General features: G+C 38.3%; 21 protein-coding genes. 1 reads left to right on the plus strand and 20 read right to left on the minus strand.

Going from position 1 to position 23,318, the window contains the following annotated elements:
* Positions 1-20 precede the first annotated feature (20 nt).
* The 15 genes from rnc to IGL17_RS12160 form a co-directional block, all read right to left on the minus strand.
* A complete protein-coding gene (gene rnc, locus IGL17_RS12090; protein WP_002354946.1) occupies positions 21-713 on the minus strand; it encodes a ribonuclease III in 693 nt (230 codons plus the stop codon).
* A gap of 329 nt (positions 714-1,042) precedes the next feature.
* The gene (gene opp2A / locus IGL17_RS12095) at positions 1,043-2,821 is read right to left on the minus strand and encodes an oligopeptide ABC transporter substrate-binding protein Opp2A (protein ID WP_438839748.1); all 1,779 of its coding nucleotides are present in this window, start codon (positions 2,819-2,821) and stop codon (positions 1,043-1,045) included.
* Between the two features lie 28 nt (positions 2,822-2,849).
* On the minus strand, positions 2,850-3,773 hold the full coding sequence (gene opp2C, locus IGL17_RS12100) for an oligopeptide ABC transporter permease Opp2C (RefSeq protein WP_002365358.1): 924 nt from the start codon (positions 3,771-3,773) through the stop codon (positions 2,850-2,852).
* A 27-nt stretch (positions 3,774-3,800) separates the two neighbouring features.
* The gene (opp2B, locus tag IGL17_RS12105) at positions 3,801-4,763 is read right to left on the minus strand and encodes an oligopeptide ABC transporter permease Opp2B (protein WP_002354943.1); all 963 of its coding nucleotides are present in this window, start codon (positions 4,761-4,763) and stop codon (positions 3,801-3,803) included.
* Positions 4,763-5,707 (minus strand): oligopeptide ABC transporter ATP-binding protein Opp2F, encoded by a 945-nt coding sequence (opp2F, locus tag IGL17_RS12110; RefSeq protein ID WP_002415658.1) that lies wholly within the window; start codon positions 5,705-5,707, stop codon positions 4,763-4,765. The genes opp2B and opp2F overlap by 1 nt, the downstream gene beginning before the upstream one ends.
* Entirely contained in the window at positions 5,707-6,747 is a 1,041-nt protein-coding gene (gene opp2D, locus IGL17_RS12115) for an oligopeptide ABC transporter ATP-binding protein Opp2D (RefSeq protein WP_002367425.1), read from the minus strand. The genes opp2F and opp2D overlap by 1 nt, the downstream gene beginning before the upstream one ends.
* Positions 6,748-7,010: 263 nt before the next feature.
* Positions 7,011-7,250 (minus strand): acyl carrier protein, encoded by a 240-nt coding sequence (gene acpP, locus IGL17_RS12120; RefSeq protein ID WP_002354939.1) that lies wholly within the window; start codon positions 7,248-7,250, stop codon positions 7,011-7,013.
* Between the two features lie 136 nt (positions 7,251-7,386).
* On the minus strand, positions 7,387-8,388 hold the full coding sequence (plsX, locus tag IGL17_RS12125) for a phosphate acyltransferase PlsX (protein ID WP_002354938.1): 1,002 nt from the start codon (positions 8,386-8,388) through the stop codon (positions 7,387-7,389).
* A 102-nt stretch (positions 8,389-8,490) separates the two neighbouring features.
* Positions 8,491-10,527, minus strand: a complete 2,037-nt coding sequence (gene recG, locus IGL17_RS12130) for an ATP-dependent DNA helicase RecG (RefSeq protein ID WP_016618587.1) — start codon at positions 10,525-10,527, stop codon at positions 8,491-8,493.
* A 115-nt stretch (positions 10,528-10,642) separates the two neighbouring features.
* A complete protein-coding gene (locus tag IGL17_RS12135) occupies positions 10,643-12,319 on the minus strand; it encodes a DAK2 domain-containing protein (RefSeq protein ID WP_002354936.1) in 1,677 nt (558 codons plus the stop codon).
* Between the two features lie 82 nt (positions 12,320-12,401).
* Positions 12,402-12,764 carry an Asp23/Gls24 family envelope stress response protein gene (locus tag IGL17_RS12140; protein ID WP_002354933.1) on the minus strand — a complete coding sequence of 121 codons (363 nt, stop codon included), beginning with the start codon at positions 12,762-12,764 and terminating at the stop codon, positions 12,402-12,404.
* A 211-nt stretch (positions 12,765-12,975) separates the two neighbouring features.
* Positions 12,976-13,695, minus strand: coding sequence for a LytR/AlgR family response regulator transcription factor (locus tag IGL17_RS12145; RefSeq protein WP_010816828.1), 720 nt, complete (start codon positions 13,693-13,695; stop codon positions 12,976-12,978).
* 1 nt (position 13,696) lies between these two features.
* The gene (locus IGL17_RS12150) at positions 13,697-15,025 is read right to left on the minus strand and encodes a sensor histidine kinase (protein WP_071646823.1); all 1,329 of its coding nucleotides are present in this window, start codon (positions 15,023-15,025) and stop codon (positions 13,697-13,699) included.
* Between the two features lie 228 nt (positions 15,026-15,253).
* Positions 15,254-16,495, minus strand: coding sequence for an ABC transporter permease (locus IGL17_RS12155; RefSeq protein WP_016618589.1), 1,242 nt, complete (start codon positions 16,493-16,495; stop codon positions 15,254-15,256).
* A complete protein-coding gene (locus IGL17_RS12160) occupies positions 16,488-17,396 on the minus strand; it encodes an ABC transporter ATP-binding protein (RefSeq protein ID WP_016618590.1) in 909 nt (302 codons plus the stop codon). Before IGL17_RS12160 ends, IGL17_RS12155 begins: the two co-directional genes overlap by 8 nt.
* 266 nt (positions 17,397-17,662) lie before the next feature.
* Between IGL17_RS12160 and rpmB the strand changes: the two genes are divergently transcribed.
* Positions 17,663-17,851 carry a 50S ribosomal protein L28 gene (rpmB, locus tag IGL17_RS12165; RefSeq protein WP_002354928.1) on the plus strand — a complete coding sequence of 63 codons (189 nt, stop codon included), beginning with the start codon at positions 17,663-17,665 and terminating at the stop codon, positions 17,849-17,851.
* A 102-nt stretch (positions 17,852-17,953) separates the two neighbouring features.
* On the opposite strand, the gene IGL17_RS12170 is transcribed toward rpmB, so the two are convergent.
* The 5 genes from IGL17_RS12170 to IGL17_RS12190 all read right to left on the minus strand — a co-directional run bounded on the left by IGL17_RS12170 (position 17,954) and on the right by IGL17_RS12190 (position 23,317).
* A complete protein-coding gene (locus IGL17_RS12170) occupies positions 17,954-18,598 on the minus strand; it encodes a thiamine diphosphokinase (protein WP_002361010.1) in 645 nt (214 codons plus the stop codon).
* The gene (gene rpe, locus IGL17_RS12175; RefSeq protein WP_016618591.1) at positions 18,595-19,248 is read right to left on the minus strand and encodes a ribulose-phosphate 3-epimerase; all 654 of its coding nucleotides are present in this window, start codon (positions 19,246-19,248) and stop codon (positions 18,595-18,597) included. The genes IGL17_RS12170 and rpe overlap by 4 nt, the downstream gene beginning before the upstream one ends.
* Before the next feature lie 23 nt (positions 19,249-19,271).
* Entirely contained in the window at positions 19,272-20,165 is an 894-nt protein-coding gene (gene rsgA / locus IGL17_RS12180) for a ribosome small subunit-dependent GTPase A (RefSeq protein WP_002359046.1), read from the minus strand.
* A gap of 249 nt (positions 20,166-20,414) precedes the next feature.
* Entirely contained in the window at positions 20,415-22,571 is a 2,157-nt protein-coding gene (gene ireK / locus IGL17_RS12185) for a serine/threonine protein kinase IreK (protein WP_016618592.1), read from the minus strand.
* Entirely contained in the window at positions 22,568-23,317 is a 750-nt protein-coding gene (locus tag IGL17_RS12190; protein WP_002354922.1) for a Stp1/IreP family PP2C-type Ser/Thr phosphatase, read from the minus strand. The genes ireK and IGL17_RS12190 overlap by 4 nt, the downstream gene beginning before the upstream one ends.
* Between the last annotated feature and the right edge of the window lies 1 nt (position 23,318).

Below are 23,318 nucleotides of genomic sequence, written 5' to 3' on the forward strand. Positions count from 1 at the left end.
GAATATTGCTCCTTCCAGCCTTACTGAGGAATACTTTTCAGTGCCCGCTCAGCGGCATCCTGTTCAGCTAACTTCTTCGATTTTCCTTGGCCTAACCCAATGAGTTCACCATTCATGTAAACTTCAGTGAAAAAGGTGCGGTCATGAGCAGGGCCTTCTTCTTTAATTAAGCGATATTCAATTGAAACATCGCCTTTGCGTTGTAAAACTTCTTGTAATTGTGTTTTGTGATCCATCTCATGTGAAAAAGCACCGGCATCAATTTTCGGAAAAATAACGTCTTCAATAAATTTCTTGGCTGCGCCAACTTTTTGGTCTAAGTAGAGGGCACCTAAGAAGGCTTCAAATAAGTCACATAATAATGATGCACGTGTTCGTCCGCCCGATGCTTCTTCTCCTTTACCTAATAAAATGTAGTTGTCGAAGTGACATTCTTTCGCAAATTTGGCTAAACTATCTTCCCGAACGATGGCTGCGCGCATCTTCGTTAATTTTCCTTCTGGAAGTTCTGGGAATTTTAAATACAAATATTGTGAAACAATTAATTCTAAAACTGCATCTCCTAAAAATTCAAGACGTTCATTATCGGATAATTTTAAATAGCGATGCTCATTCACATAGGATGAATGAGTAAAAGCTTGCTCTAATAGATTGACATCATGGAAAACAATGCCGTAACGTTCTTTTAACTCTGTTGTTAACTGATTGTCCATTCTCCACATTCCTTTACATTTATTTACACCTTGTTTCATTATACTTTTTTTTTCACTTTTTTTAAATGGTTCTATTCAGAAAAAGCCTGTTATTCACTGTGTTCTCATTATTTTTTAGAAAAAAATAAATAAATAGAGCTATGATTGAGATGAAAGCGTTTGTTTACGTAAGAGATAGAAAGAGCGTGGGACAAAAATCACTTTGGATTTTTGCGCCACGCTCAAAAACTGATAAACGGCGGGAACAGAAGCAACTCCTCCTTATTTCTCGGAGTTAAACACTTCTGTCCCGACCTCGTTCTATCTCTATTAAATCAGCGGAACGTTGTTTAACGTTTTTCCGCAGTGACACCCACCGTTGCCCATGGATTATCTTTCGTATCAACTGCCCAAGTAAAGTCAACTACACGGTCGTTGACTGGCAAGACTTCATTTCTGTAAAGCGTTGGGATTACAAACGCTTCATCAATGGCATACTCTTGCCAATCGTAGAAGGCTTTTTTACGTTTTTCTTCATCAAATGATGCTTTTGAATCAATCGCATCAAGTAATTTAGTATTTTCTTCTGACTCAAAACGTGTATAGTTAAAGGCTGAGTTTGGACCATATAAGCCGGTTGGTGAAGGATCTGAACCTGTGCCCCACGCGCCTTGATAGATATCTACTTCTGGGTCATCATTTTTCAATTTATCATAGAATGCTTGGAAATCAATTAAGCGTCCTGTTGTATACGTTACGTTTAAGCCAATTTCTTTCCATTGTTGGACATAGTAATCAGCAAGTGGTTGTGCAGTTTCGCCGCCTGACATTGAAGCAAACTTGATTTCTAGTGGTTTGCCTTCTTTGTCTTCGCGAATGCCATCGCCGTCTACGTCTTTATAACCAGCATCGTCTAATAATTTTTTCGCTTTGTCTAAATCAAGCGTATAGCCTTTCGCTTCGCTATCATGCAAGCTCTTGAAGACTGGTGGGATTAACGTTGTTGCCCCTGTTCGTAAGCCGTTGTAGAATTTTTGGCCGACTGCATCATTGTCAATTGCATAGCCCATGGCTTGACGTAAGCTTTTATCTGCCATTTTAGCTTTTGGATTGTATTTCACTGTATTTGTTTCTTTGTCAAACGTGCCCATTTTAAAGCCAATATACGTGTAGGCTTGTTCGGGACGTCCTAAGATTTGATACCCTTCAGTATCTTTGTATGTTGGATACGTATCTGTTGGCATTGATAATGCAATATCGTATTGTTTCGCTTTCATCGCTTCTACAATGCTCGCAGAAGGCATAGATTTGAACACTAATTTATCTAATTTTGGTTTGCCACCGTAGTAATACTCATTTGGTAGGTATTCAACAGATTCACCTGTCACAATATTACTCATGTAGTATGGTCCAATAGTTACAGGGTTTTTACGAACTGCATCGCTTGATTCCATGTCTTTAACAGCAATTCCTTCAAAGGCATGTTTTGGTAAAACTGAACCCCAAACACCGCCACCTAATTGTTGCATTCCTGGGTGAACTTCTTTATAAGTGATTTTAACTTCTTTATCATTGACTTTTTCTATGCCAGAAATGGTTGGCGATTTACCATCATGGTAGTCTTCCATGCCAACAATATTCGTAAAGTTATCATCATAACGAATCCCTGTATAGTCTTTATGACCAATGACTTCATAAGAGAAAATCACGTCATCTGCCGTCACATCTTTACCGTCAGACCATTTCAAATTGTCACGTAATTTAATGGTTGCTGTATTGGCATCTTCATCTAATTTCAGATCCGCAGGACCCCCATCGACAATCTTAAAGTCTGCATCATTGTTAAATAATGGCTGTACCGTTGGAAGCATGTATTGTGCATCATAGTTGTCTTGATAAAATTCTTGCTGGAAAAGTCCTTGGAATTGTGTATCCATAACTACAGCGACATCTAATGTCCCGCCATCAATTGCTTTTTTATCATTTTTAACAGCGATTGGCATTTTTGAAATGTCTTCTGTTTCCGTTGCTTTATTGCCCCCGCCTTTATTGCCGCCACCACATGCAGCTAACCCGAATACTAACACAGAAGCTAACGTGATTGCACCTAAAATCCGTTTCTTGTTCATCTCTTTTCCTCCCTCATTTTTTGGCTAATTAGCCTAATCGTTGTCGTGCATCTGCTGAGCGCTTAAATGCTTGTCCAACATAGTTTATACTTAACATCAAGACTAAAATTAGAATTGATGCAGGTAACCAAACCCATTGTTTATTGACTAATACATCTCCACTGCTGGCGTAGCCAATTAAGGTTCCTAAACTTGGGACACTTTGTGGTAACCCGAAGCCTAAGAAAGTTAACGTTGTTTCGATCCCGATATTGGCCGCGAAATTAATCGTTAAGTTCGTAATAATTAATGAACTTAAATTCGGCATAATTTCTCGAAACATAATTTTAAAATCGCTTGTTCCCATTGTCTTAGAGGCACTAACGTAATCTCGGCGCCCTTCAGATAACGTTTTACTGCGGAACAACCGCGCTTTTCCAACCCAATAAAACGCACACATAATCCAAATAAAGGACCAGATACTATATTTAGGAATCACGGAAACGAACACAATAATAATTAACATAATTGGCAAAATCATAATAAAATCCACGATACGCATCAAAATATTATCAATCATGCCTCCATAATAACCGGAAATAATCCCTAAACCGACCCCGATAATAGACGTAATAATCGTAATGGCAAAACCGATTAAAATCGAGTTTCTAGCCCCGATAATCAATTGTCCTAAAACATCACGACCCCCTTCATCGGCACCTAAAATGAACTTGGTGCCATTCATTGTAACGGTACCTGGTTCCGCATATTTATCTAAAATACTTACATGCATAACGGCACTTTGGTCTAACACTAACGAACCGATAAAAACGGCTAATAAGATAATGACCAAAAGGATTAAAGAAAACATCGCCATTTTTTCTTTGACGAATTCTCGCGCAATCATCCGAAAGCCCATTGGTGGAATACTTTCTTGTAAGACTTCTTCTCTTTTTTCTTCTGTCAATTCCATTTTTATCACCCTTTCTTCGTGTTTTTTCTACTGAATTCGAATTCTTGGATCAACAATACTCATTACAATATCAGAAATTAAGGTTCCGATAAGGGTTGCCAATCCCAAAATCAACACGAGAGCGGTAATAACGGAATAGTCACGTTGAATGATACTATCAATAAATAATTTTCCAATTCCTGGGAAAGCAAAAATCTTTTCAATAACGACTGATCCGGCAATCAAAGCAGTAATTTCATAACCTAATTGAGAGGCAATTGGTAATGCTGCATTTCTAAAAATGTGTCGATTAAAAATTTTATTCGTTGGCACTCCTTTTGAACGAGCAGTACGAACAAAGTCCATGTTTTTAACATCAATCACTTCACTGCGCAAATATTGAATAGTGACCGCTGTCCCTAGCAACGCTTGAGTGACCCCTGGTAAAATTAAATGCTTCAGTTTATCTAAATAATACGGCCACGTTCCCTCAGCCAAACCAACAGTCACGGTTCCACTCGTTGGGAACCAGTCTAAGCGATACCCAAAAATAAAGAGCATAATCAAGGCAAAGATGAATAATGGTACGGCAAAACTGAAGAAGTTGTAGATAACCACCATTTTGTCAAACCATGAATTTTGGTAACGGCCAGCAATTAAACCGAAAGGAATGGCGATTAAATACGTGATTATAACTGACACAGCGGCCAATGCAATCGTATTCCCCACCCGACCAGCAATGAGCGTGGACACAGGTAATTTAAAGATAAAACTATGACCAAAATCTCCATGTAAGGCATTGCCAATCCAACGGAAATATTGTTCGTACCAAGGATCATTTAACCCGGCAGCTTCGCGCATGGCTTCAATCACTTTCGGGTCTTGGTTCGGATTAATCAATCCTGTAAACGGATCACCTGGCATCATTTTAGCCAACAGGAAAATCAAGACACTTAAAATAATCACTTGCGGAATCATCAATAACAAACGGCGTAAAATTGTTTTCCACATTATTCAGCACCTCCATTTTTTAACGCTACTTGGTGGGTTGGACTAATCGAATGTAAGTTATAAACCCGCCCATTTTCATCATAATAGTCTTTATGATTTTCCCGATACTCTTGCTCAACTCTTCTTCGTTCTTCTTTGTGAGCTTCTCGGTTCGCTACGTCAATTTTAGGAATTGCTGAAAGTAAGCGTTTGGTATAAATGTGTTGTGGATTAGTGTAAATATCTTGGCGTGTACCGATTTCTACAAAACGGCCTTTGTACATAATGGCAATGTTGTCACACATATGTTTAACTACGCCCAAATCATGGGAAATAAATAAGTAACTTAACCCATATTCCTGTTGAATGTTTTTCATAAAATTCAATACCTGTGCTTGCACAGATAAGTCCAGTGCTGAAACAGGTTCATCTGCAATAATTAATTTGGGGCTGGTAGCCACCGCTCGGGCGACGCCTAAACGTTGGCGTTGCCCACCAGAAAATTCATGAGGATATTTGTACAACGCATCTTCTGGCATCCCCACAATGTCCAACAAACTTTTGACTTTTTTCTTTTCTTCTTGGTCACTTAACCGTTCAAAATTTCGAATTGGTTCGGCGATAATATCTAGTACTCGTTTTTTAGGGTTTAAACTTGACATCGAATCTTGGAAAATCATTTGGACATCTTTGTTGTATCCGATCGCTTTTCGACTTCGCGGCTTGGTTACATCTTGTCCTTGATAAATAATTTCACCATTTGTAATTTTTTCTAAACCAATAATTGCTTTTCCTGTCGTTGATTTTCCAGAACCCGATTCACCAACTAACCCATACGTTTTACCTTGTTCAATCATGAAATCCACACCATCAACCGCCAAAACATGATCAGTGATTCGATTGAAGAAGCCGCTGCGAATTGGATAATGAACTTTTAAATCTTTAATTTGAATAATTTCTGTCATTACGCTTCCCCTTCCCCGTCTCTAAAATGAAAATGTTTATAACATGTACAACGAACATAATGATTCGGTGCAACTTCATGTAATGTTGGATTTTCTTCATGTTCCGATGCATCAATCCAAGGAATTCGTGGGGCAAACCGACAACCTTTTCTAGGTAATTTGGTTAACGAAGGAACAATCCCTTCAATCACATGAAGTTCTTCTTCATCGGAATTCTCTTGGGGAATGGACTGAAGTAAGGAACGTGTATATGGATGTTTCGGATGACTAAACAATTCTTCAGCAGTGGCTACTTCTACAAACTGACCCGCATACATAACCGCTACACGATCAGCCATTTCCGCAACTACACCTAAGTCATGGGTAATTAAAATAATGCCGCTTCCCGTTTCTTCTTGTAAATCTTTTAACAAATCGAGAATTTGTGCCTGAATGGTAACGTCTAAGGCCGTTGTTGGTTCATCTGCAATTAAAATCGGTGGTTTACACGCGATTGCAATGGCAATAATCACCCGTTGGCGCATGCCGCCAGACAATTCATGAGGATACTGTTTCCCGACACGCTCTGGGTTGGGAATCCCCACTTGATCTAACAGTTCAATGGCCCGTGCTTGTTTTTGTTGTGCAGTCATTTTGGTATGATACGTGAGACTTTCTTTAATTTGGTCTTCAATTCGCATGAGCGGATTCAGTGCAGACAACGGATCTTGGAAAATCATCCCAATATCGTTTCCTCTGACTTTGTTGTACAATGTTTCATTAAACGTAGTTAAGTTTAAATTGTTGTATAAAATTTCCCCAGTAATTTTGGTATGATTGGGATCATGTAAGCCCATAATCGTTGTTGCTAAGGTACTTTTTCCACAACCAGATTCTCCGACGATTGCCAGAATCTCATTTTTCTTCAATTCAAATGAAACATCATCGACGGCATTATAATAATCATCTTTGATTCTAAATGCTGTTTCTAATCCTGAAACCTCTAATAATTGTTCATTTCCTTGCATCCATACGCACCCCTTACGTCCTTTCAAAAACATTATATAAATTAACTAATATTTAATGATAGCACTTTCTAATTTTTATCAATGTTAATTTACAGCTCATTGTTTTTTCATAATTTTATAGAATTATTCCATAAAAAGCAAGATAAAATAACTTTTTTCGCAGTTATTTTTTTACATGTATGATTTTTTTTACAAAAATATGTGTAAAAATAGCCTTATTGCTTAATAAAATAACCATTATGTACGCAAAAAAAGTCGATTAACAGGAATGTTAATCGACTTTGTCTTATTATTTTTTATGAATTACTCACAATATAATCTACAGCGGCACCAACTGTTTCAATTTTTTCTGCATCTTCATCTGAAATCTCTGTTCCAAATTCATCTTCAAGTTCTAAAACAAACTCCATTACGCTAATTGAGTCAGCGTTCAAATCATCTTTAATGTTTAATTGATCTGTTACTTGATCCGCTTCAATATCAAAGTGGTTTGAGATAATCTTCGCTACTTTTTGAAGTACTTCTTCACGAGTCAACTGTATTCACCTCCACTGCTTTTGAAAAAAGGTTCTTTCTTTTACTAAAACGCTAAGATACATTGTACTCACAATTTGGGTATTTGTCCATCTTTTTTTCATTTGAGTAACAAACTGATGTCAAGACAATTGCAAATTACTCTGCTTTGCCTTCATAATATTCCACTAATTGTGGGACAACTTGGGTTTCTAACATTGTATGAATTTGACGAATGGTGTAGCGGACGGCATCAGGACCCGTGGCCCCATGCGTTTTAATGACTGGCGCTTTTAAGCCAAATAAAACCGCTCCCCCATGTTTTGAGTAGTCCATTTCGTCTTTCATGCCACGCAACGCATTCTTTAATAATAAGGCGCCCATTTTTCCTTTGACACCTTCAGAAAGAATCGCTGTTTTCAGCAAGCTCATCATGTTCATAGCTGTGCCTTCGATAGATTTTAAAACGGCATTCCCTGTGAAGCCATCTGTCACCACCACGTCAGCTACGCCATTTAATAATTCTCGTGCTTCAACGTTTCCGACAAAATTAATCGTTTCATCTGCTGCTAACAATTCGAAGGCTTTTTTCGTTAATTCACTGCCCTTTGTTTCCTCAGTTCCGTTATTTAATAGACCGACACGAGGATTCTGAACGTTCCGAACTTTTTCAGCATAGAATGAACCTAAAACGGCATACTGAACCAAATGTTCTGGTTTATTGTCTGCATTGGCTCCTAAATCTAACATGTCAAACCCTTTGTCTGGTTCTCCCATGACAGGTAAAGTTGACATCAAACCGGGACGTTCCACATTTTTGATGCGGCCGACAATGAAAAGACCCGCTGCTAATAGCGCTCCGGTGTTGCCTGCAGAAAAAATCGCATCGGCTTCCCCATTTTTAACTGCTTGCGCTGCTAAAACCATGGAAGCAGTTTTCTTACGACGGATTGCCTTCACTGGCTCATCGTCACTAGCAATTTTTTCATCGGTATGAATAATCGTAATGTTTTTTTCATCGGTGATGTATTTTTTTATTTCGGCTTCTTTTCCATATAATTGAAATTCAATGTCTGGGAAGTCTTGTTTGGCTAGCATAACCCCTTCAACAATTGCTTGTGGGGCGTTATCTCCACCCATTGCATCTACAGCAATTTTCATGAGTGATTCCCTCCTACTTTTTTGTTTCCTAACAAGTATAACATATTTTTTTCAAAGAAATACGTATTGGCTTTTACTTTCTGGCTTCAAAAATTACCTCTTCTAATCGAAAAATTGGGCTTCCTCATCTTGGGGTTTCACTCGATTGGCTAAGCCTTGATAAGCAGGATATTGCCACCACTCTTTCACTTTCCATAGGGCACTTGCTTCTTGGCGCGCAACTTCTAAAATGTTAAAGTCCGTCACGATATCTCCTACCGCAAATTGAGGCACCCCTGATTGCCGTGCACCGAACACTTCCCCAGGTCCGCGAAGTTCCAAATCACGCTCACTCAAGACAAAACCATTGGTGGTTTCTGTCATGATTTTCATACGCTCAACGCCCATTTCATTTTTCGGATTGGCCACTAAAATACAATAAGATGCACTGGAGCCACGCCCCACACGTCCCCGTAACTGATGTAATTGTGCTAACCCAAACCGGTCCGCATCCATAATTAACATCACTGTGGCATTTGGTACATTCACGCCAACTTCAATAACGGTGGTAGAAACCAATAATTGCAGCTGATTGTCTTTGAACTCCTGCATAATGTCATCTTTTTCTTGGTTTTTCATTTTACCATGTAGTAATCCCACTTGATATCTTGGGGAATAAAAGCTTTGCATATGTTCAAAAATTTCTGTTGCGTTTTTCACATCTAAGGCTTCTGATTCTTCAATCAAGGGACAAATAATATAGGCTTGATGTCCTCGAGCCAGCTCTTTTTCCATCCATTCTAAAACAGTATCTAACTGCGGCGGCCGAATCCAACGTGTTTCGATTGGAATCCGTCCAGCTGGCATTTCATCAATGATTGATACATCCATTTCGCCATAGGCTGTAATGGCCAGCGTTCGAGGAATCGGAGTGGCCGTCATAAATAGAACATCTGGTTTTAAGCCTTTTTCTCTTAATATTTTTCTCTGATTCACACCAAAACGATGTTGCTCATCGGTGATTACCAAACCTAATTGATGGAAACTGACATCTTGTTGTATCAAAGCATGGGTCCCTACCACAATGTCAATCTCGCCATTGGCCAGTTCTTCGAGAATTAGACGACGTTCTTTCGTTTTGGTGGAACCTGTTAATAAGGCCGTCCGAACTTCTAATGGATCAAACAACTGCTGTAAGCTTTCCATGTGCTGTTGCGCTAAAATTTCAGTCGGAACCATCAACGCTCCTTGAAAGCCAGCGGTCATGGTGGCGTATAGCGCAATCGCAGCCACTACCGTTTTCCCACTCCCCACGTCACCTTGAAGCAATCGTTGCATATGCTTCGGACTTCGCAAGTCTCGACAAATTTCATTGGTCACTTTTTTTTGGGCGCCTGTCAATTCAAAAGGCAGTCCTTGGGTGAACGTTTTTAAGCGATCCACGTCATATTGAATAGCTAAACCATTTTTTTCCGCTTTTTCTTGTTTCTTCAATCCTTGCATTTTAAGTTGGAAAAGGAAAAACTCTTCAAAGACTACTCGCCGTTTAGCTTGATGGCTTTCTTCTGGATTACTGGGAAAATGCATCGCCCACATTGCTTCTTTTCTAGGCATCAAGCGGTACTTTTCTAATAAATCATTCGGTAAAATCTCTTCAACCAGTGAACCATACTCTTCAAAAGCAGTGCGGATTAACTGAACCAACGTGCTTTGGCGGACTTTTTTATTCACATGATAAATGGGGGCGAAATCTTCATTGTCTCCTTTAGAAGCTAAGATTTTCATGCCATTTAATGATTTTCTCTTGGCATCCCACTTGCCATAAACAGCAATTTCTTCGGAAAGAACTACTTTGTCTTTTAAAAAAGGTTGATTGAAGAAGGAAACATTAATGACCGCATGTTCTTGCATCATTCGAAACGTTAACCGGCTCTTCTTATAACCGTACCGACTAACGACTGCTTCCGAAACCACTAGCCCTTTTAGCGTAACTTTTTCCTGATCCTGAATCTCACTTAAATCCTTTTCTTGGATATCATCGTAGCGGAAGGGATAATACGTCAATAAGTCTTCAATTGTAGCAATCCCCAGTTCTTGTAAATTTTCAGCACGTTTTGGGCCAACACCGGGCAATACGCTGACTAAATCTGTGATGTCCATAAAATCCCCTCCTCATTAATATACGCAAAAAAATGGATCATTCATTAAATAGGCTGGTTCATTAGCCCTAACTAATGAACCAGCCTATTCGTTTTTATTTTTTCATCACGAAAACCTATTCTGCTGAGAATAAGTATGGATATACAGGTTGTCCACCTTCATGAAGTTCTGTTTCTAGTTCATCGTTTTCAGAAACTAAAATAGCGATTAGCTTTTCAGCTTCTTCAACCGAGCCATCTTCGCCGACAATAATTGTCACGATTTCAGTGTCTTCATCAATCATGCGGTTCAACGTGTCTAATGATGCATTAAAACGATCTGCTTCAGAAACGACGATTTTACCATCAATCATTCCTAAGAAGTCATCTTTTTTAATTTCAACGTCATCAATGGTTGTGTCACGAACAGCTGTGGTTACTTGACCACTCACAACGCTGTCTAACATTTCCGTCATACTTGCTTTGTTTTCTTCTAATGATTGTTGATCATTGAAAGCTAACATTGCTGTCATTCCTTGAGAAATGGTTTTAGATGGAACAACCGCTACTGGTACATCGGCAACTTCTGCTGCTTGATCAGCTGCCATAAAGATGTTTTTGTTATTTGGTAAGATAATGACTTGCTCTGCATTCACTTCTTTGACTGCTTTTAAAATATCTTCCGTACTTGGGTTCATTGTTTGGCCACCACTAATAATGTAGCTTGCACCTAAACTTCGGAATAATTCTTGAACGCCTTCACCGGCTGCAATAGCAATCACAGCAAACGGTACGCGAACTTTTTCAGTCAACGCTTCTTGCTGAGCATCGCGTTCAACTAACGTTTCATGTTGTAAACGCATATTGTCTACTTTTATTTTTACTAACGAACCAAATTTTTGGCCGTAGTTCATCACTTCACCTGGATGCTCGGTGTGTACGTGAACTTTGATAATTTCGTCATCGTTAACGACTAATAGAGAATCGCCTAGTTCATTTAAGTAGTTTCTGAATGTTTCATAATCAAAAGCGCTGTCCACGGTTGGGCCTTCGCCGATACGAACCATAATTTCTGTACAATAGCCAAATTTAATGTCTTCTGTCGCAACGTGGCCACTAACACCACGGTGATGTTCAGCATTAACCATTTCGTCCATTTCGGCAGGACTTGGTTCATACGTTTCAGTTGGTAAAAATTCACCACTAAGCGCTTCTAAAAATCCTTCATAGATAAATAGTAGTCCTTGACCCCCACTATCTACAACGCCGACTTCTTTTAGGACAGGTAATAAATCAGGTGTTTTCGCTAAGGCACGTTTAGCACCTGCTACAACAGCTGTCATAACTTCGATACAGTCATCTGTTTCTTTCGCTTTACGTTCACCAGAACGCGCCGCTTCACGAGAAACAGTTAAGATTGTTCCTTCAACAGGTTTCATCACTGCTTTATACGCTGTTTCTACACCATGTGTAAATGCAGCGGCCAAGTCTTTGGCATTTAATGTTGTAACCTCAGGAATTTGTTTTGAGAAGCCGCGGAATAATTGAGATAAAATAACCCCAGAATTTCCACGAGCACCCATTAATAACCCTTTGGATAACGCGCCTGCTAATTCTCCTACTTTTTCAGAGCGAGAATCGGCCACAGCCTTTGCACCACTGGTCATTGATAAGTTCATATTTGTTCCTGTATCACCATCGGGTACAGGGAAAACGTTTAATGAGTTGACATATTCTGCATTTGTGTGCAGACGAGTCGCACCTGCCTGGACCATTTCCTGGAACTGACCTGCGCTGATTTCTGTTACATTCACCTAAAAAATCCTCCTTCAGATTTACCGCTAACGGCAACACACGACTTCCTTGTGCAATTGCATCGTTGACAGTACACTACCTCTAATCCGGTAATACACGAACTCCTTGAACAAAAACGTTAACTGAATTCGCAGTGACACCTAATAATGTTTCAAGATTATATTTTACTTTTTCTTGGACGTTACGAGAAACTTCAGAAATTTTTGTACCATAACTAACAATCGTGTAGACATCCACTGCGATTCCGTTGTCTTCTTGACGAACAACGACACCACGTGAGTAATTCTCACGACGTAAAATATCGTTTAAGTTATCTTTAATTTGATTTTTGCTTGCCATTCCGACAATTCCGTAAATATCTGTCGCAGCTCCGCCAACTACTGTAGCGATCACATCATTGGTAATCTCAATGGTACCTGCGGGTGTTTGAATTTTTACAGCCATTGATGAAAGCCTCCTTATAAGAGCACATTCGCCCTATTTTCTTCCATAACATTTTATCATATCCAGCCTTTAATTAAAAGGAAGTTCGTCAGATATTATAGACCCTTCCTCATAATTACCAACATTTGTACAATTTACAACGTTTGTCGTGCATTGTCAATGCAGAAAAAGACAAGATTCGACTTGGTTCATTGAATCTTGTCTGCTGATTTTAGAGGTTTTTCATGGCTCTCACTGAGACTAAACATCTTTCTCCGTTACTCATTTCGACAATCCGTTCGCTTTTTATAACTTTACTTATATGCTTGCGGTTGATTAAATATGATTTGTGACAACGATAAAAGTCATTAGACTGTTCTTCAATCTCCTTTAAGGAACCATAAAATTCAATTTCTCCGTTTTCAAGATGTAAAACGATTTTATGCGATACGGAAGAAGATTCAAAAAAAATGATTGTTGCCATATCTACAGACCGAATGGTATCGCCGTCCTTAAATTTAAATAATTTTTTTGTATCTCCACGTTCACTAGTTATACGTTCATGAGCCAATTGAATATTTTCACAGATTTTCTGCTGTAGATGTTCTTTGTTGTCTTTAATGATATAGTCCAGCGCTTCCACTTTATACGTAAACGTCAGATAGGACAGTTCCCCATGTGTTGTGACAAAAACGATTTTACCTAAATTATCGTAGTCTCTGATTTTAGCTGCTAAGGTTAATCCTGACATTTCATGTTGTAAATCAACATCTAGAAAATATAACCCAATTATTCTAGGCTGACTTTTGACAAATTCAAGTACTTCTAACGGATTTCCTGTTGAAAAAACCAGTTCCATATCAAGACTTTCCATCATTATGTAATTTTTAACATAGGTTTCTAACATTTGTCGTTGTCGCCAATCATCTTCGCAAATAATAATAGAAATCACCTTATTCGCACCTCCTATTGTTTTCAATCGTCAATTTTTGAGTAAACCATCCATCACTGATGGAGGTAGCTAGTTGAACATTATTTAGGGATTGAAGCAATTCTTGAACATTACTCAATCCCATTCCTCTATCAGTGCCTTTTAATGAAAAACCGCGTTGCTTAAGTAGATGGAATTTTGGTAAATTTTTCCTACATGAATTTTGGATAATAATATGTACAGCAGAGGCATCTTTATATACAGCGATTACAAGCTTACCCTCACCTAAAAATTCGATTTCTTCTATAGAGTTATCTAAAAAAATACCTAGTATTCTAACCAAAGAAATTGAATCAATGGCTAATTCTTCAATTGGTTCAGTCACTTCTAACTGTACATCCATTCCTTTTTCTTGCGTTGAAATCAACTTAGACACAAGGAGACTTTTAACTTCTCTTACTCGAATGTTTCCAATCGCTTCTAACTTGAACCCATTTTGGTCAATGCATTTTGATGCTTTCTTTATTTTATTGAAATAATAGTCATTAAGACTCTCGTAATCTCCACTTACAATAAAATCTTCTAATGAATTTAGGATATTTTTATAATCATGCCGAAACTTCCGAATCTCCTTGAATTGTTTCTCCATTGCCTCCATATATCTCTGATTTTCTAAATATTCTGTTTCCTTCTGTTGAATATCATATTTATTTTTGAGCGAACTAAGATACACAATAAAAGAAATTAATGAAACGACTAAATAGAGCGTGAGAAAGATTGAATTTACTACAATTATTTCCTTGTTATTCCCCAAATATTTTCCTAAAATCAGGCTGGCATAGTAGATAATCATTGTGCCGATTCCTATCAAATTAAAAAGCAGAAGACATTCATTGATAATAGAAAACTTTTTTTCTAGTTTTTTTATCCCCTTTATCATTAATATCGTCAGAATTACTGATAGCGCTAGCCGAAATGTACTATGTAAAAACATAGTTAAATTACTTGAAAAAATTAGTTCTGTGCCAAATATTTTTTCCTTTACAAAGGATACAAACTGACCACTTATAGCTGAAATAATGACGATATAAGAATTTATACCCAAAACTTTAATAAGGCTTTTAGAGATAAAAAAATAACCTAAAATTATTATACTCAAATAAATCCAAGCAAATCCGTACATTCCTATAGCAGAAATTATTTTGCCATTCAAAATTGCAATAACCATCAAGCCAAAAATACTATGTAAAGTAATTTTTTTATTAAGCTTTACTACTTTTGACTTTAGATAATTAAAGAACACTTGAAACACTGCCGTGATATTACTTAGAATAAAAACAAACCTCACCAAATTAAAACCTCCTTATATTTCAGTTAATAAAAAAAGTATATACTCTAATAAAAGACAATTCAAGCTTTCTTTATAAGTGAAACTGAGAAAAAGTAGATTTCGGTGCCCGACTATTACGCTATAAACAAAAATTGTACACTCGCTATACTGAGTGTACAATTTCAATTACTTTTTTATTTATCAAAATAAATGTTTTATACATGAGAGTTGCGACAAGATTTTTTATACTCATCTAACATAATATTTCCCAGATTTAAACGCTTTTTTGAAAACATTTATAAGTTTATCTCCACTATAAATAAACACGCCCCCTTGATAAACACTCTTCCCTAGAAACGCTAAAATCGCAGTAAAAACCAGATTAATTCCCATCGCTACTGCAAAAGCATTTAACGATGCATCCCCCAGCATATAACGTGCGTACATGACTATCGGTGATAGATACGGTATATAAGATGAAATGATAGTCGCTTGGTTACTTCCTAATCCAGCTGCAAGAATCATTACCATAAACATCGCAATAAATAAAGGAATAATCAAAATATACATCAACTGTTGAACTTCCTGAACAGAGGAAACAACAGAACCTAAAATAGCAGCCGTAACAGAATATAGCAAATAACCTAAAACGAAACATATGACAGCTAAGATGATTGCTTGACTATTTTTGCCTTCACTCAAAAAGTCAAATACTCCTGTACTATCTCCAAAAATTCCATAAGATGCATACGCAGCCCCAAAAATTGCTGCTGCTTGCGTTACCCCAACTAGCCCAATGCCAACAATTTTACCAATTAAATGCTGAACTGGTGTAATTGTTGTGAGTAAAATTTCCATAACTCTTGAACTCTTTTCCACCGCAATGTCTTGGGCAACCATTGTAGAAAAGAGCATAACTGCAATGTAGAGAATAAAACCAACAATATAAACTAGTATTAATGTTTGAACCGAATTATCTTGATTTCCAGCTAAAGATTCTAAGGATAAACGTGTGCTTTCATTCAAAAACTGTTGTTGCGCCGCATCAATATTTAATTGATTTAATTTAATCGATTGATTTACAGTGGTTACAAGACTTTGTAATTGTTCAGACACATTATATTGGAGAGCTCCTTCGTAATAAATTTTTCCTTCGTATAGACCAGCGCTACTCTTTCCAATTTTCAAAATGGTTTTACTCGCTCTATCTTTCAGCTCTTTCTCAGCATCTGATAACTTTTGACCGCCGTCAACAAAGTTCAGATTGGTACCTTTACCAACTTCTTTCAGCATAGTAACAGTTTCTTGATTATTTGAAACAACAAGGATGGTTTCTTTACTTGGTTCCTCTTTTTTTAGAATCCCTTCATAATTCATTCCCAAAAATGTCCCTACCATCAAAACCAACAGTATAATAACAAACACTTTTGACACGACTTTTTGTTTGTATGTTTCTAAAGCAATCGTCACTATATTTTTCACTTTACTCACCCACTCTTTCTAGAAAAATATCATTTAACGAAATTGGCTCAATTCTGAATTGCTGAATATTTTCTGATTGAAAAATAAATTTTTGAATTTTCTTCGCAGTACATTCATCTTTTACATAAAAAGAAATAACATCATTTTCTTCTTTATACGATTCTATTTCAAAATCTTGTTTTAATATTTCTCTGTCAAAATCAGCCTGAACAATCACTTTTCTTTTATCCGTTTCATCTTTGATTTCTTTTAAATTTCCTTCTAAAAGAACCTCACCCTTTTTTATCATACAAATGTTTTCACAGATTTCTTCTACGTTTGCCATTTGATGAGAGCTGAAAATTATCGTAGCACTATTTTCCTTCAAAAAAAGAATTGCTTCTTTTAGTTGATTCGCATTAATCGGGTCTAGCCCAGAGAATGGTTCATCCAAAATGACAAGCTTGGGTCCATGAATGATCGACGCAATAAATTGAATCTTTTGTTGATTCCCTTTTGACAATTCACTAATTTTTCGATCTACGTTCTTTTGTATCTTAAAAAAATCCAGCCAAAAGAGGATACTTTTTTCAATTTCTTTCTTTTTCATTTTACGGAGCTTCCCAAAGAAAGTTAATTGTTGTCTCACCGTTCTTTTCGGGTATAGGCCACGCTCTTCTGGAAGATAACCGACCTCTTTAGCATCAAAGCGATCAACTTTACGTCCCTGCCATGTTATTTCCCCTTCATCAGGAGAGTAGATGCCTAAAATATGGCGGAAAATAGTAGTTTTACCTGCACCGTTTGCGCCTAAGAAGCCGTAAATTTCGCCTTCTGGAATAGTCAAATTGATTCCTTTAATAATTTCCTGCTCATTCATTTTCTTTTTCAACTTTTTAATTTCTAAGCTCATATTTTCCTCCTTTTTCATTTATCTAAGTACTTTAATTATATTAATCAAACACGGACCACTACATTTTTTTCTTGAACTCTTAAATTTTCATCTTTATCGTCTTACGTTTGTGCATGGATTTCTTAAGTATTTAAAATCAGACAATGAAAAACTATCACCTGACAAGCTACTTTTGTTGTTAGTCACTAAAAATCTTCTTGCAAATCAGTGCCTAATATGATAAATTAAGTTAGTATGAGCTGAATATTATCGCTCCAAGATCAAGGCAAAGGAGGAAACTTAAAATGGCAAAAGTATGTTACTTCACTGGTCGTAAGACTTCAAGTGGTAATAACCGTTCACATGCGATGAACTCAACAAAACGCACTGTGAAACCTAACTTACAAAAAGTTCGCGTATTAATCGATGGTAAACCTAAAAAAGTTTGGGTGTCAACTCGTGCTTTGAAATCTGGTAAAATCGAACGTGTTTAATAAACTTAAATAAGCAAAGCTGGACGTTCGTTGTTCGGCTTTTTTTATTGCATAAAAAAAGAGGTTGGACCTTCATCACTTTGATGAAGGTCCAACTTCTTTTTACTTGTCTTTACTTTGAATAACTGCAATCATCCCTGCATCGAAGGAAAAAGCAGCGGCTTCTTCGATAAATTCATTACTTGCATACGATGTTGGGTAAGGAACATCTTGATTGGTTAATAAATATTTACTGCGTCGTAGCGTCAAGTTTTCTACAGGCGTCAAACAGCAGTAGGCCAGATATTCTTTATCTGGCTCTTTTGGTACGATATACGAACCAGGGGCGTAATACTGGATGCTATTTTGACGATCGCATAGACGGATTTGGCGAAGTACGCCTTGAAATCGTGGTTCAAAGGGTAACCAAAGATTGGCTAACAGGTGGTCAATTCTGCCCCCTGTCGCACCGATAATCGTCATCTCTGCTTGTGGAAATCGTTGTAAAGCTTCTTGAAGCGCTAATTGTGTATCTGTATCATCTTTTTCAGCAGGTGCTTGGATGAGTGTTTCGGCAGTTTCTTGGACAAAATGGTATTCTTCTCGTGATAATGAATCAAAATCGCCCACTGCTAATTGTAACGGTAAATCGGCCTCTAATAAATGGAGACAGCCGCGATCAATACCTACGAAATAATCATACGTAGCTGGTTCAATGGTTGGCCAATCACTTGGATTGCCGCCAGCTACCAGTAAGACACGACTCATTTGTCTAGCACTGCTCTCAGTGCATCGATTCGTTCTTGAAGATTTTCAGCATTATAAATGTAGGAGCCTGCAACAAACACTTCTGCACCGGCTTCTTTGCAGCGTGCGGCAGTTTCAGGAACAATCCCGCCATCGACTTCAATTTCATAGGTGTATCCTTTTGTTTCTTTCCATTCTTTTAATTGAGCAATTTTTTCTAGTGAGTTTTCAATAAATGATTGTCCGCCAAAGCCTGGATTGACAGTCATTACCAAGACTTGGTCTGCTAAGTCTAATACATTTTCAATCATCGAAAGTGGTGTCCCAGGATTGATGGTTACGCCAGCTTTCACACCCGCATTTTTAATCATTTGTAAGGCACGATGAATATGGGGTGTTGCTTCTTGATGGACAGTAATAATATCCGCACCGGCTTCCGCAAAGGCATTGATATAATTTTCAGGTTGTACAATCATCAAATGAACATCCAATGGTAGTTTTGTCACTGGACGAATCGCTGAAACGATATTCGGTCCTAAGGTAATGTTGGGCACAAATTGACCGTCCATGACATCAACATGAATATAATCTGCTCCTAATTCTTCTACTAAACGGATATCTCTTTCTAAATTGGCAAAATCGGCACTTAAAATGGATGGTGCTAGTTTCATTTGGCTCGCTCCCTTTATATTTGCTATGATTTTTTCTTATAAACAGGTCGTCGATTCTCGATTTCCATTAAAAACTGTAAATAATTTTCGTAACGACTCGTCGCAATGGTTCCCGCTTCCACTTGGCGTTTCACTTCACAACCAGGTTCTTTGTGGTGCATACATTCACGAAACTTACAGTGAGAGGCCGCGGCAACAAATTCAGGAAATTGCTTTGGTAATTCCACTGCTTCCATCTCCAAGAAATCGATGGCACTAAATCCTGGTGTATCAGCAACCAAACCGTCGTATAACGGAATCAACTCCACGTGACGGGTCGTATGTTTGCCCCGTCCTAAAGATTGGGAAATTTCCGCAGTTGCTAGTTGTAATTCTGGTGAAATTTGATTCAACAATGTTGATTTTCCAGCGCCTGATTGTCCCATAAAAACAGTCAACCGTTCTGGGAAAAAGCGTTCTAATTCTTTGGTGGCTTCTACGTCTTCCGAAGCGATTACCGCATAACCTAACGCTTCATAAATCTGTTTAATTTCAGTGACTTCTTGACGTTGCGGCTCATCTAATAGATCAACTTTCGTTAAATAAATAACTGGTTCTATATCCTTATACTCTAAGCTGACTAAGAAACGATCCAACAAATTAAACGAAAAATTTGGCGAAACCATACTCATGACAACCACACCTAGATCCACATTTGCAACAGGCGGGCGCACTAATTCATTTCGTCTTGGTAAAATTTCCAACACATAACCATCTGTTAAATTATCGCTTTCAAAAAGTACTTCATCTCCCACGAGTGGCGTAATTTTTCGATTACGAAAATTCCCTCGCGCTCTTGTTTGATATGTTTCTCCATCTGCGTATACATAATAAAAACCGCTTAACGCTTTTCTGATTTGACCTTTCAGATAAACCACTCCTAACTACTTTCGAATATACAGGATAGTGGCAGAGAAATCAAGGGAGCCTCTCGATTCTATTAATTAAAAAGAGCCTAGGACATAAGTCGAAATGACTTACCTTCCTAGACTTAAATCTTAAGATAAACGGCGGGACAGGAGCAGCTTCTTCAGAAATAAGCCGAAATTCCTCGAAAGACGAAAAGCATCTTTCGGAAATTTCTTCTTATTTCTTGAAGCTAAACACTCCTGTCCCAACCTCTTGTCTTAATTACTCGTACTACTTTCACTAGTGGTGCTTTTTGAATCATTTGCTTTTGAATAATAAACCGTAACAGCGTCGCCTTTTTTGACTTTGCTGCCAGCGGATGGGCTAGTTCGTTCAACGACTTGGCCATCGCCAGAGCCAGATAATCCTTGTTCATTGATTTTAAGGCCAGCGTTATTGATGCTGTCTTCTGCAGCTTTTGGCGAATAACCTGAAATATCGGGAACAGTTACTGAGTCGCTGCCTTTGCTGACATGTAAAGTAATCGTGTCATTTTTCGGATCAACAGCGGTACCAGAAGCTGGTTCTTGACTAATCACGGTATCTTTTTCAACTTTGTCGCTTTCTTCGTCCACTCGTTTAATTTGAGATTCTGGGATACCTAAAGCAATTAAGCGACTTACCGCATTATCGTAAGAAATTCCGCTATAATCAGAAAGTGTCACTTTGTCGCTACCTTTACTTACATATAACGTCACTTGGCCATTTTTAGGTGTCACGGTGCCACCTGGTGCGGGGTCTTGCGTAATGACTAAACCTGGTTCTACCGTATCGCTTGCTTGGTCGACACGCGTAATTTGAGATTCAGAAATGCCTAACTGTGCCAGTGCATTTACTGCATTTGTGTAAGAATAACCGGCGTAACTAGGCAAAGTAACCGCTTCTGGTCCTTCACTGACCGTTAAAGTGACTTTGTCTTTTTTCGGATCAACTTTTTTACCTGCAGCTGGTTTTTGTTTAATAATGCTATCCGTAGACACAGAATCACTGTATTCTTTTTTCGTTGTAATTTGGTCTTCTGAAAACCCTAGTTTTTTCAAGGCTTCGACAGCAGATTCATACGATTCGTTTGTATAATCGGCCATCTCAATTTTTTCTGTTCCAGAGCTGATATATAAAGTAACAGATCGGCCTTTTTTCACAGATGATTTTGCTTCGGGGTCTGTTTTGACCACCTTGCCTTCTTCAATCTTATCGTCGGGAATTTTTTTGGTTTCACTATCGACTTTCAGCCCGGCACTTTGTAGCGCTTGTGAAGCGTCCGCTTTCGTTTCATTTGTAACATCAGGAACTTCAACGTCTTTACCACCCGACATTGCAAAGGCTAAGCCACCTATTGCTAAAGCAATTAATGCCGCAATTGCTAAGCCAATCCACAATTTTTTGCGGTTTTTCTTCGGTGGTTGTTCAGCTAAAATGTCATCTGCGATATCTTCTGGAACTTCGACAGGCGTTGTCTCTTCCGGTTCAGCGATGTCTTCGGGAATCGGAGTTAATACTTTCGTTTCTCCTAATAAAGCCGTTGGTTCCCACGCAGGTTCGTTTAAACGACTGGCTGACAAGGACGTGTATAAGTCTTCTGCCATCTCATTCGCTGTTTTGTAGCGATCGCTTGGGTCTTTTGCGGTTGCATGACGAACCACATTTTCCAATGATTGAGGAATCCCTGGATCAAACATTTTGACAGAAGGAATTTCTTCTTGGAAATGTTTTAAGGCAATCGTTACGGCTGATTCACCATCAAAAGGTACATTCCCTGTTAGCATTTCATAGAGAATAATTCCCACAGCGTAAATATCTGATTGGTTGGTCGCCATGCTTCCGCGCGCTTGTTCTGGCGATAAGTAATGCACCGAACCTAACATTGTGTTCGTTTGCGTAATTGACGTTTCTGACAAGGCAATCGCAATCCCAAAGTCAGTAATTTTGACTGTGCCGTGTTCGTCAATCAGAATGTTTTGCGGTTTTAAATCCCGGTGAATAATTCTATGTTCATGTGCCATTGCGACAGCAGATAAAATTTGTTGCGTAATATCCACAACTGTGGAATAAGGAATTGGGAAATGCGTTTGGATGTAACGTTTTAAGTCCATTCCTTTCACATATTCCATGACTAAATATTGTAGTCCATCTTCTTCGCCTACATCGTACACACTGACGATATTCGGGTGAACCAGCTCAGTTGCGGCTAGTGCTTCACGCTGAAAACGTCGGATGGCGGCTTGATCGTTTTGGAAGTCAAAGCGCAAGACTTTTACTGCAACGTCTCGGTCTAAAATTAAATCGTGTGCTAAATAGACGTTGGCCATGCCGCCACTTCCGATGCTGCCAATAATGTGATATCGACCATTCAGCTTCTTGCCGATTTCTATCATTGGTTTTCCTCCTTCTGTTCGTCAAAGTGTATCACTAACACGGTAATGTTATCTAAACCACCCGCTTCATTTGCTTGGGCAACGAGTTGGCTTAATTTGGATTCTAAGGGATCTGACGTCTCTAAAATTTCTAAAATTTTTGTCTCAGGAACCATATTGGTTAAGCCGTCCGAACATAACAGTAAATAGTCATTAGGCAGCCATTCATGATTGGTTACATCGACTTCGACAGTGCCAGGCATTCCCAAAGAACGTGTTAGGACATTTTTTCGTGGATGATTTGCAGCCATCTCACGAGTAATCTCCCCTGATTTTACTAGTTCATTCACTAAGGAATGATCTTCTGTTAATTGTAACATGTGTTGGTCACGAACTAAATAAGCACGACTGTCCCCCACATTTGCTAAGACAAATGAATCCGGTAAAAGAATGGCACCAACCACGGTTGTCCCCATTCCTAAATACTCTGGTTTCGATTGTCCGCGTTCATAAATTTTTTCATTTTCCTTTTGAATTGCTTGAATTAACCACTGTGCAGATTTTTCAGCTGAGTCGACAGACGCATTGGACCAACTCTCACCTAAATTATTGACTGCCATTTGGCTAGCGACATCACCTGCTTGGTGGCCACCCATGCCATCTGCTAAAACGGCAAAGGTTATGTGTTGTTGGTTCTCAAAAACGTTGGCATAATCTTGGTTCGTATTTCTTTTGCGACCGACATCTGATTGAACGTTGATTTCCAAA

Origin of the sequence: Enterococcus sp. AZ088, from assembly GCF_051714845.1 — a bacterium.
In the GTDB taxonomy this organism is placed as follows: Bacteria; Bacillota; Bacilli; order Lactobacillales; family Enterococcaceae; genus Enterococcus; species Enterococcus faecalis.